The sequence below is a fragment of the Candidatus Pantoea deserta genome, from assembly GCF_003813865.1.
Taxonomy (GTDB): Bacteria; Pseudomonadota; Gammaproteobacteria; order Enterobacterales; family Enterobacteriaceae; genus Pantoea; species Pantoea deserta.
In genome coordinates this window covers 203,982-217,429 of the sequence record NZ_RMVG01000002.1, presented here as the reverse complement: position 1 = coordinate 217,429, position 13,448 = coordinate 203,982, and the positions used below count along the sequence as shown (strand labels likewise).

General features: G+C 57.3%; 12 protein-coding genes. 3 read left to right on the top strand and 9 right to left on the bottom strand.

Going from position 1 to position 13,448, the window contains the following annotated elements; all coding sequences use genetic code 11:
• Positions 1–14: 14 nt before the first annotated feature.
• A complete protein-coding gene (locus BBB56_RS03600; RefSeq protein ID WP_123798881.1) occupies positions 15–476 on the bottom strand; it encodes an Lrp/AsnC family transcriptional regulator in 462 nt (153 codons plus the stop codon).
• Positions 477–591: 115 nt separating this feature from the next.
• Between BBB56_RS03600 and BBB56_RS03595 the strand changes: the two genes are divergently transcribed.
• Entirely contained in the window at positions 592–1,623 is a 1,032-nt protein-coding gene (locus BBB56_RS03595; RefSeq protein ID WP_233592983.1) for a PLP-dependent cysteine synthase family protein, read from the top strand.
• Positions 1,624–1,657: 34 nt separating this feature from the next.
• Here BBB56_RS03595 and cof read toward each other — a convergent pair whose 3' ends face one another.
• Complete coding sequence (cof, locus tag BBB56_RS03590) at positions 1,658–2,479, bottom strand: HMP-PP phosphatase (RefSeq protein WP_123798877.1); 822 nt, start codon at positions 2,477–2,479, stop codon at positions 1,658–1,660.
• Positions 2,480–2,571: 92 nt separating this feature from the next.
• On the opposite strand from cof, the gene BBB56_RS03585 reads away from it, so the two are divergent.
• Together BBB56_RS03585 and queC are read left to right on the top strand one after the other, a co-directional pair.
• Positions 2,572–4,257, top strand: a complete 1,686-nt coding sequence (locus tag BBB56_RS03585) for an SgrR family transcriptional regulator (RefSeq protein WP_123798875.1) — start codon at positions 2,572–2,574, stop codon at positions 4,255–4,257.
• Positions 4,258–4,331: 74 nt separating this feature from the next.
• The gene (gene queC, locus BBB56_RS03580) at positions 4,332–5,027 is read left to right on the top strand and encodes a 7-cyano-7-deazaguanine synthase QueC (RefSeq protein WP_123798873.1); all 696 of its coding nucleotides are present in this window, start codon (positions 4,332–4,334) and stop codon (positions 5,025–5,027) included.
• A gap of 43 nt (positions 5,028–5,070) precedes the next feature.
• Here the strand turns inward: queC and BBB56_RS03575 are convergent, their stop codons facing one another.
• The 7 genes from BBB56_RS03575 to clpP form a co-directional block, all read right to left on the bottom strand.
• Entirely contained in the window at positions 5,071–5,469 is a 399-nt protein-coding gene (locus tag BBB56_RS03575; RefSeq protein ID WP_123798871.1) for an acyl-CoA thioesterase, read from the bottom strand.
• 102 nt (positions 5,470–5,571) lie between these two features.
• The gene (locus BBB56_RS03570; RefSeq protein ID WP_123798869.1) at positions 5,572–5,895 is read right to left on the bottom strand and encodes a helix-hairpin-helix domain-containing protein; all 324 of its coding nucleotides are present in this window, start codon (positions 5,893–5,895) and stop codon (positions 5,572–5,574) included.
• A 139-nt stretch (positions 5,896–6,034) separates the two neighbouring features.
• On the bottom strand, positions 6,035–7,903 hold the full coding sequence (gene ppiD, locus BBB56_RS03565; protein WP_123798867.1) for a peptidylprolyl isomerase: 1,869 nt from the start codon (positions 7,901–7,903) through the stop codon (positions 6,035–6,037).
• Positions 7,904–8,149: 246 nt separating this feature from the next.
• Positions 8,150–8,425, bottom strand: coding sequence for a nucleoid-associated protein HU-beta (gene hupB, locus BBB56_RS03560; protein WP_033752705.1), 276 nt, complete (start codon positions 8,423–8,425; stop codon positions 8,150–8,152).
• 215 nt (positions 8,426–8,640) lie between these two features.
• Positions 8,641–10,995 carry an endopeptidase La gene (lon, locus tag BBB56_RS03555; protein ID WP_123798865.1) on the bottom strand — a complete coding sequence of 785 codons (2,355 nt, stop codon included), beginning with the start codon at positions 10,993–10,995 and terminating at the stop codon, positions 8,641–8,643.
• Between the two features lie 188 nt (positions 10,996–11,183).
• Positions 11,184–12,455 carry an ATP-dependent protease ATP-binding subunit ClpX gene (gene clpX / locus BBB56_RS03550; protein WP_120451289.1) on the bottom strand — a complete coding sequence of 424 codons (1,272 nt, stop codon included), beginning with the start codon at positions 12,453–12,455 and terminating at the stop codon, positions 11,184–11,186.
• 127 nt (positions 12,456–12,582) lie between these two features.
• Complete coding sequence (clpP, locus tag BBB56_RS03545; RefSeq protein ID WP_033788807.1) at positions 12,583–13,206, bottom strand: ATP-dependent Clp endopeptidase proteolytic subunit ClpP; 624 nt, start codon at positions 13,204–13,206, stop codon at positions 12,583–12,585.
• Positions 13,207–13,448: the final 242 nt, after the last annotated feature.

Here is a 13,448-nt window from a genome sequence, read left to right as displayed (position 1 = left end):
CTCTTTCTTTTGCCTCAGGGGGCGACGGGTAACGCCGTGGTGAATTTAATTTCCTCCATGGCGAAGCTGGAGGTCACATCAATCAGGCCTGGCACGCTGTTGACCAGACGCTTATAGAAGTCATCGTAACGCTTCATATCCGCCACCTGAATGCGCAGCAGATAGTCGTATTCGCCCGCCATGCGGTAAAACGACAGGACTTCCGGCATCCCCTGCACCGTCGTGACGAAGCGCTGATACCACTCGCTGCTGTGCTGCTGCGTTTTGACAAACATAAAGGCGGTCAGCGCCAGGCCGAGCTTTTCAGCATTCAGCAGCGCCACGCGCGCGCGGATGATACCGTCATCCTCTAACTTTTTCAGGCGCTTCCAGCACGGGGTGGTGGTGAGATGAACGGCATCGGCCAGCGCCTGAAGCGATAATGTGCAGTCACGCTGCAACAGATCCAGCAGGTGACGGTCAGTTTTATCTAACATAGTCCTCTCCGGGAGAAATTTTTTCTCCAGTCGCGCCATTATAGCGGCAATAAAGCAATCTCATTTTCCTGCCCGTGCCTTACAATCAGCGCATCAATTTTGCCGGAATCGCATTATGAGTAACTGGACTCGTCACGCCATCAACGAAATCAACGCTGACTTTCAGCGCTCTGCCGAAACCCACCTGATCCGCTTTAGCCTGGCGGATTATCCTGGCATTCTGTTTTACCTGAAAGATGAGAGTACGCACCCCAGCGGCAGCCTGAAGCATCGGCTGGCGCGTTCGCTGTTTCTCTACGGGCTGGCGAACGGCTGGATCAAAGAAAAGACGCCGGTTATCGAGGCCTCTTCGGGCAGTACGGCGGTGTCAGAAGCCTATTTTGCCCAGCTGCTGGGGCTGCCTTTTATCGCCGTTATGCCAGCCAGTACCGCCAGGCGTAAAATTGAGCAGATTCAGTTTTACGGCGGCCAGTGTCATTTCGTCAGCGATCCCTGCCAGCTCTATACCGCCTCCGCGCAGCTGGCGCGCGAGCTGAACGGGCATTTTATGGATCAGTTTACCTATGCCGAGCGCGCCACCGACTGGCGCGGCAATAATAACATCGCGGAGAGTATTTTTCGTCAGATGGCGCACGAGCCTTTCGCCGTGCCGCACACCCTGATTATGAGCGCCGGAACCGGCGGCACTTCAGCCACGCTAGGCCGTTATATCCGCTACCAGGGCCTGGAGACGCAGCTGCTGGTGGTCGATCCAGAACACTCGGTTTTCTTTGATTACTGGCACAGCCGCGATGCGGCGCTGCGCAGCCCGCGCGGCAGTTTAATCGAAGGCATTGGCCGTCCGCGGGTTGAACCCTCTTTTATGCCGGACGTTATTGACGAGATGATGAAAGTGCCGGATGGCGCGACCCTGGCGGCGATGCGCAAACTGGCGCAGATTATCGGCCGCAGGCCCGGCGCGTCTACCGGCACCAACTTCTGGGGCATGATGCAGGTGGCGAAGCGGATGCGCGCGAAAGGCGAACAGGGCGCGCTGGTCACGCTGATGTGCGACAGCGGCGAGCGTTACCCGGACAGCTACTACAACGAAAGCTGGGTGGCGCAGCATATCGGCGACATCAGCCGCTGGCAGCGCGAACTGGAATAAAATCGCGGACGTCCTGTCCGCTTCACTGTAATCCTCAGCATTCGGGGGAATACGCGAGGTGCGGCGTGGCCATCCAGTGATTTAAATAGTGAGACACCGCCTGTGTCTCGCAATGACCGATAACCGGCAGATGCGGCAGCGCCGACTTCAGCTGACTCATGGCGTTGCCCATAACAAACCCTTTGCCCACCAGCGACAGCATTTCGCGATCGTTCATGGCGTCGCCAAAGGCCATGCACTCCGCCAGCGTCAGCTCAAGGTGCTGGCACAGCATGGCGAGCGCGCTGCCCTTGTTGCAGTTAAGCGGCAACACTTCCAGGCAATCCCATGCCGAAAAGCAGATATGAGCGCGATCGCCCAGCGCCGCATCCAGCTGCGTTTTCAGCTGACAGAGCGCGTCATGATCGTCCACGAAGCAGATTTTCGTGACCTCATGCGCGGGAAACCGTTTCAGATCGCGCAGCTGATAGTGGAAACCACTCAGCGCATGCGCCTGCAACATCTGCGGCACCGGCACATCGGTAAACCAGCCTTCATCGTTAAAGACGTGCACCGAGGCTGAGCTTTCCCAGCGGCTGTGCAGCACCTCTTCCGCTACCGAGGGAGAGAGATCGCTGGCGAACAGCAGGTTACCGTCCAGATCGTGCACCCGCGTACCGTTGCCGGTGATCAACCATGCCGGTAGCGTAATGCGCTGGCGCAGAATCTGCATCTCCAGCAGATGGCGACCGGTGGCAAAGGCCAGATGCACATCCCGTTGATGCAGCGCCAGCAGACTGGTAAGTGTTTCCTGTCCCAGCTGGTGGCTGGGCAGCAACAGCGTTCCGTCCATATCGAATGCGGCTAATCGCGCCATGGCTCTCTCCCGTTGACAAGACAGTCAATACTATCGCCTGGCAATCCCGGAACTAATAGTGAATACTTTGAAAAAACTGTTCCGGGTTTAGTATGCGTCAGCTTAACCGTCTTAATCAGTTTCAACGCCTGTGGCAGCAGAGCCAGGGCGCGCCGCAGCACACCTGTGTCGCTGAGATGGCCAGCCGCTGTTTCTGTAGCGATCGTCACCTGCGCACGCTGCTTTCCCATTGGCAGCAGGCAGGCTGGCTGCGCTGGCAGGGCGAGTCGGGACGCGGCAAACTGGGCCTGCTGACCTTTTTCCGCTCTCCTGAGCAGCTGCGTCAACAGCTATTGCAGACGCAGCTACAGGCGGGTAACGCCGCCGAAGCCTTACAGGTGCTGGATATGGCGCCGGAGCGGCTGGTTGATCTGCTGCGTCCGCTGATGGGCGGCCAGTGGCAAAACGACGCGCCAGTGCTGCGTATCCCCTACTATCGCCCGCTGGAGTCGTTCACGCCGTTGCAGATCAGCGGACGCGCCGAGCAGCATCTGGCCCACCAGATTTTTTCCGGCCTGACGCGCTTCGAGGCGGATGAACCGACGGGGGATTTGGCTCATCACTGGCAGCACAGCGAGGACGGGCGCGTCTGGCTGTTCTGGCTGCGCCCCCAGCTGTTCTGGCACAACGATGAACCGCTTCAGGCGGCGCAGCTGGTCACGCAGTTTCAGCGCATCCTGCTGGATGAGCGCGCGCGACGCCTGCTGGCGAACGTGGAAGAGGTTGACGCGCCGCATCCGCTGGCGCTGCGCTTTCGTCTCAGCAGCAGCGATTACTGGCTGCCGCATCGTCTGGCGCATCAGCTCTGCCTGCTGCCGCACCCGCAGCACCCCCGTCTCGGCAGCGGCCCGTGGAAACTGGCACACTTTACGCCGGAGCTGGTGCGCATTGAAAGCCATACGCGCTGGCATCTGCAACAGCCGTTAATGCAGGCGGTAGAGTACTGGATTACGCCAACGCTATTCGATCGCGCGCTGGGCACCAGCTGCCGCCATCCGGTGCAGATCGCCATCGGCGATGCGGCGGATATGGCGTCGCTGCGTCCGGTGAGCCGCAGTATCAGCCTCGGATTCTGCTACCTTGCCTGCCGTCCGCGCGCCGGTTTTAGCCTGGCGCAGGCGCGTCGTCTGTTCCGTCTGTTGCAGCAAAGCGGACTGGTGTCCCGGCTGCCGCTGGAAGAGGGCCTGATTACGCCCAGCAAAGAGCTGCTGCCCGGCTGGCCGGTGCCGCTGATAGCGGAGGATGACGCGACGGCGTTGCCTCCGCGCCTGACGCTGCACTATCAGCTGCCGGTTGAGCTGCATGAAATGGCTCAGGCGCTGCGCCAGCTGCTGCGGGCGGAAGGCTGTGAGCTAACCCTTGTCTTTCACGACGTTAAAAACTGGCAGCGGGTAAAGGATCTGGATCGGGCCGATCTGATCATGGGTGACCGCCTGATTGGCGATGCGCCCGTCTTTACGCTGGCAAGCTGGCTGGAGCTGGATCGGCTGTGGCCCGCTGACGCCAGCCACGCTGTGCGGCGCCAGCTGGCGGCGATACAGCAGCTGGCCGACAGCGCCACGCGCAGCGATGCGCTGCATCAGCTTTACCATCAGCTGATGCGCGACGGTCTGCTCTTGCCGCTGTTTAACTATCGCTATCAAATCTTTGCCCCGCCAGGCGTCGAAGGCATCCGGCTCAACACGCTGGGCTGGTTTGACTTCAGCCGCGCCTGGGTTCCGCCGCCGCTGGCGGTGTGATAGTGCGCGTCAGGCTGTTCAGCGGCGCAGAGAGCCATTACCATAGGCGCAAAATTATTGACCAGGACAAAAAGATGAAACGAGCCGTTGTCGTTTTCAGCGGTGGACAAGACTCCACCACCTGCCTGATTCAGGCATTACAGCAATATGACGAAGTGCACTGCGTAACCTTTGACTACGGTCAGCGTCATCGCGAAGAGATCGGAGTGGCGCAGGCGCTGGCGCTTAAACTGGGGGCGCGCGCGCATAAAGTGCTTGATGTCACCCTGCTAAATGAACTCGCCGTCAGCAGCCTGACCCGCGACAATATTCCGGTGCCCTCTTACGATCCCAGCGCCAGCGGCCTGCCCAGCACCTTTGTGCCGGGGCGCAACATTCTGTTTCTGACGCTGGCCTCGGTTTACGCCTGGCAGGTTGAAGCGGAAGCGGTGATCACCGGCGTCTGCGAAACCGACTTTTCCGGCTACCCTGACTGCCGCGATGAGTTTGTTAAGGCGCTCAACCATGCGGTGACGCTGGGCATGGCGCGCGACATCCGCTTTGAGACGCCGCTGATGTGGCTGAACAAGGCCGAAACCTGGGCGCTGGCGGATTACTGGCAAAGCCTGACGCTGGTGCGCGAAGAGACGCTGACCTGCTACAACGGCGTGAAAGGCGATGGCTGCGGCGAATGCGCGGCCTGTCATTTACGCGCTCGCGGCCTGAATGACTATCTCGCCGATCGCGAAGGCGTCATGGCGGCCATGAAGCGTAAAAGCGGCCTGGCCTGAAGAGGCGGGCGCGGCGCAGACCCGCTGCGCCGTTCCCTCTGACTCAGCGCAGAAAGGTCTCCAGCCGCGCACGCAATTCGCCCTCCAGCGCGACCGCTTTTTGCGTGCGCAGGTCGATGCAGACAAAGGTCAGGGTCGCATCCGCCACCACCGTGTCGCTTTCCGCCAGCATCACGCGCTGGGCGATGATGCCGCTTTTCCCGTTCAGCTGAGTGATTTCGCTGTGAATCGTCAGAACGTCGCCCAGCACGGCCGGGCGACGATAGTTGATATTGATATTCACCACGACAAACGCCAGCTGCTGCGCGCTTAGCCAGTCAAAGGCCCCGGCCTCTTCCAGCCACTGCCAGCGCGCCTCTTCCAGAAACTCCAGATAGCGCGCGTTATTGACGTGCTGGTACACATCAAGGTGATAGCCGCGAACTTTAATAGTGGTATGCATCTCTGACATCTCCTGTCGCTAATGGGCTTAACTGGTAAGACCTCTTCAGCGTAGCAAAAGCCCTCTTCCCGCGCGGCAAAAGCGTCAGGGTTGCGCATTAGCTCACAGTTTCAGCCGCGCGGCGTTACGCTCCACCAGGGCATTGCCGAGACCAGGCACCTCCTTTAGCTGCTCAATGGCGGTAAAGGGACCATACTGCTCGCGGTAGCTGACGATGGCCTGCGCCTTTTTCAGTCCGACGCCGTTCATCGCCGCCGACAGCTGCTCGGCTGTCGCCTCGTTGATACTGACCTGTTCGCCCTGCGGCGAAACGACCTGCGCGACTTTTGTATCCGTTTCCGCGTCCGCCGCCATCAGGCCTGGGGAGCAGAACGCGCCGCCAAGCGCCAGGCTGAGGTAAAGTGCTGAGAGTTGTGTTTTAGCCATGCTGTGTTTCTCCTTGTGTTTAACAGCAGTCACAGCCTGACAGAGAAGCGAGAGGGTCTCAAAAGGCAAAGCGCAGAAATGGAAAAGGCCGCGCAGGCGGCCTTTTAGGGTTACATAGCAAAACAGATTTTTGCGAGCGTTACTGCATTTGTGCAGCCGCGCCGTATTTGATTTTGGCGTCCTTACGCAGGTTCTCCAGCAGCGCTTCGAATGCCAGCTGGGCGTTGTTCTGCGTCATGCCTTTAACCATCTCGTCAACCTGCTCCTGCGGCAGCGCGCCGCTGCTGACTTTATCCAGCGCCACCAGCACGACATTGCCCTGCATATCTTCGCTGACGCCCCAGGTGGTTTTACCTGCGGCAGGCTGAGGCAGATTGAAAGCGGTTTGCGCAACCGGATCCTGGCTGTTGCGATCGACAGTTTTGCTGGCGCCCAGCGTCAGTCCCGCCGCGCTCAGCACATCCGCTTTTCCGGCGTTGAGATCGGCCAGCAGCTTATCCGCCTGCGCTTTCGCCTGCTGCGCGGCTTTGTTGTGCTTCAGCGTGTCGGCAATCTGCGCTTTCACCTCATCCAGCGGCTTAACCGCCTCTGGTTTGTGCTCGCTGATGCGCAGCACGAACGCGCGGTCGCCATCGACGGTAATAACGTCAGAGTTATTGCCTGGCGCGCCGTTCTGCCCCATCAGGCCGCCGTTGAACACGGCATTTTTCACCGCGTCAAAGTTGAGTTCCTGCGGCACGCTGTCGCGGCTGAACCAGCCGGTTTCCACGACTTTCAGACCGGAAGCCTGAGCCGCGCCCGCCAGCGATTCGTTGTCGTTGCTCGCCGCTTCGCTCACTTTCTGCTGCTGCTGATAGAAGGCGTCTACCGCTTTCTCCTGCTTCGCTTTATCGGCAACGGCGTCGCGCACTTCCGCCAGCGGTTTGATCTGCTCCGGCTGTACGTCGTCCAGGCGCACCACCAGGAAGCCAACTGAGGATTTGATCACGCCAGAGAGCTGACCTTTTTGCGTCAGTCCGGCATTTTTCAGCTCGTCCGGCGTCGTAGCCGGCTCCAGCCAGCCCATATCGCCGCCTTTACGCGCCGAAATCGGGTCGATAGATTTGCTTTTAGCCAGCGCGGCGAAATCGGCGCCGCCTTTAAGCTGCTCCAGCACGGCGCTGGCATCCGCTTCGGTTTTGGTCTGGATAACGCTGTAGCGATTGCGCTGCGGCTGGGTATAGTCCGCTTTATGCTGATCGTACCAGCTCTGAATGTCCGCCTCGCTCACGTTCTCCTGAAGGCTGGCCGCATCCATTTTGATATAGCTGACGCGGAACTGCTCCGGCGCCATAAAGTCATTTTTATGCTGCTGATAGTGCTGCGCGATTTCATCATCGGTAACGGTCTGTTTTGCCGCCAGCGCGTTGACGTCAATGGTCGCCTGACGAATGTCGCGCTTCTGCGACACCAGCTCCACCAGTTTGCTGGTTTCGCCTTTCAGCATAAAGTCGGTATTCGCTACCGCGTTGATCAGCTGCTGGGTGGCCAGCTGCTTGCGCAGCCCTTCCGCATAGCGATCGGCGGACAAGCCCGCATTGGCGAGCAGCGCATTATATTTAGCGTTATCGAACTGGCCTTTGGTCTGGAACGCCTGCTGCGCAAAGATCGCCTTTTCGACCTGATCGTCGCTGATAGAGATATGCAGATCCTTGATGTACTGATCGAGCAGCGCCTGATCCACCAGCTGCGACAGCGCCTGCTGACGAATCTGCTGCATGTAGCCATCGTTGCTGGCAAGCTGCGAGAACTGATCGCCCAGCATCTGCTGCTGACGGCTGCGCTCGCTGTTGAACGCCTGGTCTAGCTGCGCGCGGCTGATCTCCTGCCCGTTAACTTTTGCTGCATAGTCACTGCCGCCGCCGGTCAGGTAGCTGCCAACGCCGGTCAGCACGAAGGAGAGAATAATCAACCCCAAAATAACCTTGAGCACGACATGATTCGACGCCGCGCGTAAATTGTCCATCATGGTATGACAACGCTCCGCTGTAGTGTGGATAGCAAACTCGGGCGCAACGCCTGTCGGATTAAGGCCGTTACGCAACTGCCGTTTAGCCTGGCAGCTTCACTCCTGTTGAGACAAGTCTGACAGCGATTTATCCCCGGATCCGAATAAAAAAGGCACATCAAATTTGATGTGCCCGTATGTTACATGAGAACGCATGAACCGTCCTCTAGTCCACGGAAGAAAATGCTTCTGTGGACGGGTGCGTTGTCATGCGTTGACAGCGTCTTTCAGCGCTTTACCTGCGCGGAAGCCCGGTACTTTACCTGCGGCAATGGTGATTTCCTTGCCGGTCTGCGGATTACGGCCGGTACGTGCGGCGCGCTCGCGAACAGAGAAAGTACCAAAGCCCACCAGAGCCACTTCGTCACCGCCTTTCAGCGCGTCGGAAACAGAACTGGTGAATGCATCTAAAACACGTCCCGCTGCTGCTTTAGAAATGTCAGCATCCGCAGCAATTTTGTCGATCAACTGTGATTTATTCACTCTCTTCATCCCCTCTTTTATTATTTCACGTCACACCCGTGCGTCCTGCCGGAGACGAATGCGCAGCACGTTATATCAAGCCTGTGGAGCCGAAACAACGTAATTCCTCTTAATCGCTGTTTCCGCAGCCCCTTAAAGTAGCGGCACTAAAAAAAGCTGGCAAGCGCTCATTGCGCCTGCCAGCTTCGCTTTTTAATGCTTTATGTGGCTAATCACTATTTAGCGGTGGCCACCTGCATGCCGTAAGGGGCATTTTCCAGCGCCAGGCTCAGCACCTCTTCGATGCGTTTCACCGGATGGATTTCCAGATCGGCGATAACATTGGCCGGAATCTCTTCCAGGTCGCGTTTGTTATCGTCCGGGATCAGCACGACTTTGATGCCGCCGCGATGCGCCGCCAGCAGTTTCTCTTTCAGACCGCCGATAGGCAGCACCTGACCGCGCAGCGTAATCTCGCCGGTCATGGCGACGTCGGAACGCACCGGATTGCCGGTCAGACAGGAGACCAGCGCGGTACACATGGCAATACCCGCGCTTGGGCCATCTTTCGGGGTAGCCCCTTCCGGAACGTGAACGTGAATATCGCGTTTCTCGTAGAAGTCGCCGTTAATGCCCAGCTTCTCTGCGCGCGCGCGCACCACGGTCAGCGCCGCCTGAATCGACTCCTGCATCACTTCGCCCAGTGAACCGGTATAGGTCAGCTTGCCTTTACCCGGCACGCAGGCCGTTTCGATGGTCAGCAGATCGCCGCCGACTTCGGTCCACGCCAGGCCTGTAACCTGACCCACGCGGTTTTCGCTGTCGGCACGGCCATAGTCAAAGCGCTGCACGCCGAGGTAATTCTTCAGGTTCTCGCCGTTGATGGTGATGTGCTTCTGATCTTTATCCAGCAGCAGCGCCTTCACCGCTTTACGGCAAAGCTTCGACAGTTCGCGCTCCAGGCTACGCACGCCCGCTTCGCGGGTGTAGTAGCGGATGATGCCGACGATCGCGCTGTCTTCCACCGTGATTTCGCTCTCTTTCAGGGCGTTACGCTCAATCTGCTTCGGCAGCAGATGCTGCCTGGCGATATTGAGCTTCTCGTCCTCGGTATAGCCAGAGAGACGAATCACCTCCATACGATCCAGCAGCGGCGCCGGAATATTCATGGAGTTGGAGGTGGCGACAAACATCACGTCAGAGAGATCGTAGTCAACTTCCAGATAGTGATCGTTAAAGGCGATGTTCTGCTCAGGATCCAGCACCTCCAGCAGCGCCGACGCAGGGTCGCCGCGCATGTCAGAAGACATTTTGTCGATCTCATCCAGCAGGAACAGCGGGTTTTTAACGCCGACCTTCGCCATCTTCTGAATCAGTTTGCCCGGCATCGAACCGATGTAGGTACGGCGGTGGCCGCGAATTTCCGCTTCATCGCGCACGCCGCCTAGTGCCATGCGCACATACTTACGGCCGGTGGCTTTGGCGATGGACTGACCCAGCGAGGTTTTACCCACGCCCGGCGGTCCTACCAGACAGAGGATAGGACCTTTGATTTTGCTGACGCGGCTCTGCACCGCAAGGTATTCAAGGATGCGGTCTTTGACGCGCTCCAGACCATAATGGTCCGTATCCAGCGTCTCTTGCGCTTTGCGCAGGTCTTTTTTCACCTTGCTGCGCGCGTTCCACGGCACCTGAACCATCCAGTCGATATAGCCGCGCACCACCGTCGCTTCGGCGGACATCGGCGACATCATTTTTAATTTTTGCAGCTCGGCTTCGGCTTTTTCACGCGCTTCGGCGGGCATTTTCGCCGCGTCGATTTTGCGCTTCAGGGCTTCGTACTCGTCGGGCACATCATCCATTTCGCCCAGCTCTTTCTGAATGGCTTTCATCTGCTCATTCAGATAGTACTCGCGCTGGCTCTTCTCCATCTGTTTTTTCACGCGGTTGCGAATGCGCTTCTCAACCTGCAACAGATCGATTTCCGATTCCATCATCGCCATGAGATATTCCAGACGTTCGTTAACGTCCGACATCTCCAGCACCGACTGCTTATCGGCCAGTTTCAACGGCATATGCGCGGCAACAGTGTCAGCCAGGCGCGCCGCATCGTCGATATTATTCAGCGAGGTCAGCACTTCCGGCGGGATCTTTTTGTTGAGCTTGATATAGCCTTCAAACTGGTTAATCGCCGTGCGCACCAGCACTTCCTGCTCGCGCTCTTCGATTTCCGGCGAGATCAGGTATTCGGCCTGCGCGGTAAAATGGTCGCCGTTATCCGCCAGCGTGGTGATATGCGCGCGCTGCAAACCTTCGACCAGAACTTTGACTGTGCCGTCAGGCAGCTTCAGCATCTGCAATACAGAGGCTACGGTCCCTACTGAGAAGAGATCGTTAATGCCAGGTTCATCCGTTGACGCCTCTTTCTGGGCAACCAGCATGATCTTCTTGTCATGATCCATCGCCGCTTCGAGGCAACGAATCGATTTTTCCCGACCAACAAACAACGGAATTACCATGTGCGGATAAACCACCACGTCGCGCAGAGGCAACACGGGGATTTCAATGCGTTCAGAACGCTCAGGATTCATAGAGCTCTCTCTTAGTTAGTGTCCGCCAGGTGATGGGCACCGCAAATGCAGGAACGTGCAGTTAAACCCACAGGATTATGAGTATATGGGGATGATTGTTCGACATTCAATGTCATGAGAGCGAGAAAAACAAAAGGGGAAAGAATTTTCCCCTTTTTTAACGATATCAACACCCTTGCTCTGGTGAATTATTCGCCAGACGCCTGGGCTTCGTGCTTGCCGTAGATAAGCATCGGTTCTGACTGACCCTCGATAACCGATTCGTCAATCACCACTTTTTCCACGTCTTCCATCGAAGGCAGGTCATACATGGTTTCCAGCAGCGCGCCTTCTACGATAGAACGCAGACCGCGTGCGCCGGTTTTACGCGACATGGCTTTTTTCGCGATGGCCGTCAGGGCTTCGTCACGGAATTCCAGTTCGACGCCTTCCAGGTTGAACAATGCCTGGTACTGTTTGGTCAACGCGTTCTTCGGTTCGCGCAGGATCTGAATCAGCGCTTCTTCGCTCAGCTCGTTCAGGGTCGCTACTACCGGCAGACGGCCGATAAACTCTGGGATCAGACCGAATTTGATCAGATCTTCAGGCTCGACCTGCGACAGTAGTTCGCCTTCGGTCGCTTTTTGCGATTTACCTTTCACCGTGGCGCCGAAGCCGATGCCGGAGCCGGTTTCAACACGCTGCGAAATCACCTTGTCCAGACCCGCAAACGCGCCGCCGCAGATAAACAGAATCTTAGAGGTATCAACCTGCAAAAACTCCTGCTGCGGATGCTTACGACCGCCCTGCGGCGGTACGGCCGCAACCGTTCCTTCGATCAGCTTCAGCAGCGCCTGCTGCACGCCTTCGCCGGAAACGTCGCGCGTAATTGACGGGTTGTCGGATTTACGTGAGATCTTGTCGATTTCATCAATATAGACGATGCCGCGCTGCGCTTTCTGCACATCGTAATCGCACTTCTGCAACAGCTTCTGGATGATGTTCTCCACGTCCTCGCCCACATAGCCCGCTTCGGTGAGCGTAGTGGCGTCGGCCATGGTGAAAGGCACATCCAGCAGGCGCGCCAGCGTTTCCGCCAGCAGGGTTTTACCGCTACCGGTTGGGCCAATCAGCAAAATGTTACTTTTGCCCAGCTCAATGCCGTTGCTGGTATCGCCGTTGCGCAGGCGTTTGTAGTGGTTGTACACCGCAACCGCCAGCACTTTTTTCGCCTTTTCCTGGCCGATAACATAATCATCGAGGTGATGGCGGATTTCGTGCGGCGTAGGCAGCGCGCTACGTTCGCGATGCGGGGCAACTTCTTTAATCTCTTCGCGAATGATGTCATTGCACAGATCGACACATTCGTCGCAGATATACACTGACGGCCCGGCAATCAGCTTACGCACTTCATGCTGGCTTTTGCCGCAAAAAGAGCAGTACAGCAACTTCCCTGAACCGTCTTTGCGCTTATCTGTCATCAGTTAACCTCTTCTTGTTCTCAGGCCATACTGGCGTACGGCGCAGGCCGTGCAAGCACAGCCAATATTCATTCAACTCAAACCCGTATCCCACTAACTATAGCGTAAGGAGCCGGGCAGATGAGTCTTATTCACGATGCGTCAGAACGGAGTCGACTAATCCATACTCTACCGCTTCACTCGCAGAGAGGAAACGGTCACGCTCGGTATCGCGCTCAATTTCTTCCAGCGACTTGCCGGTGTGCTGCGCCATCAGCTCGTTCATGCGCTGCTTCACTTTCAGAATCTCTTTCGCATGAATTTCGATATCGGTAGCCTGACCCTGGTAGCCGCCCAGCGGCTGATGGATCATCACGCGCGAGTTCGGCAGGCAGAAGCGCTTGCCTTTGGTGCCGGCCGTCAGCAGGAATGCTCCCATCGAACAGGCCTGGCCCATACAGATAGTGCTCACGTCAGGCTTGATAAACTTCATGGTGTCATAAATCGACATACCGGCGGTAATCACCCCGCCAGGGGAGTTGATATAGAGATAAATATCTTTTTCAGGGTTTTCCGCTTCCAGAAACAGCATCTGCGCCACAATCAGGTTGGCCATGTGATCTTCGACCTGCCCCGTCAGAAAGATGACGCGCTCTTTAAGCAGGCGGGAATAGATGTCGTAGGAACGTTCGCCGCGCGACGTCTGTTCAACCACCATGGGCACCAGCGCATTGCGCGGCGCAGTAAATTCACGATCGCCACTGTATGACATTACCGTCTCCTGGATATAGTTCATTGGCAACATTCTGTACCGATTTCTTTAGAGCAAGCCAGCGCTACGCTGCTCAGCCCCGTTACCGACACCTTCAAGGACGGTTAATCAGTCAGTCTCTCTCTCTTGCATACTCCCTCAATTTGGGGATACTGCCCAGCTGTTTCAAGCATAACAACCTTTTCTCCATTCGCTAACCGGGAAAAAGCGCAACGGCGATAATTTGCCGATTAATTAAGCGA

Bases quoted from the DNA above. Each gene is read 5' to 3' on its own strand.
- BBB56_RS03570 (WP_123798869.1), bottom strand. From the start codon at position 5,895: ATGGCTAAAACACAACTCTCAGCACTTTACCTCAGCCTGGCGCTTGGC.
- clpP (WP_033788807.1), bottom strand. From the start codon at position 13,206: ATGTCATACAGTGGCGATCGTGAATTTACTGCGCCGCGCAATGCGCTG.
- clpX (WP_120451289.1), bottom strand. From the start codon at position 12,455: ATGACAGATAAGCGCAAAGACGGTTCAGGGAAGTTGCTGTACTGCTCT.
- cof (WP_123798877.1), bottom strand. From the start codon at position 2,479: ATGGCGCGATTAGCCGCATTCGATATGGACGGAACGCTGTTGCTGCCC.
- queC (WP_123798873.1), top strand. From the start codon at position 4,332: ATGAAACGAGCCGTTGTCGTTTTCAGCGGTGGACAAGACTCCACCACC.
- BBB56_RS03600 (WP_123798881.1), bottom strand. From the start codon at position 476: ATGTTAGATAAAACTGACCGTCACCTGCTGGATCTGTTGCAGCGTGAC.
- ppiD (WP_123798867.1), bottom strand. From the start codon at position 7,903: ATGATGGACAATTTACGCGCGGCGTCGAATCATGTCGTGCTCAAGGTT.
- BBB56_RS03595 (WP_233592983.1), top strand. From the start codon at position 592: ATGAGTAACTGGACTCGTCACGCCATCAACGAAATCAACGCTGACTTT.
- BBB56_RS03585 (WP_123798875.1), top strand. From the start codon at position 2,572: ATGCGTCAGCTTAACCGTCTTAATCAGTTTCAACGCCTGTGGCAGCAG.
- BBB56_RS03575 (WP_123798871.1), bottom strand. From the start codon at position 5,469: ATGCATACCACTATTAAAGTTCGCGGCTATCACCTTGATGTGTACCAG.
- lon (WP_123798865.1), bottom strand. From the start codon at position 10,995: ATGAATCCTGAGCGTTCTGAACGCATTGAAATCCCCGTGTTGCCTCTG.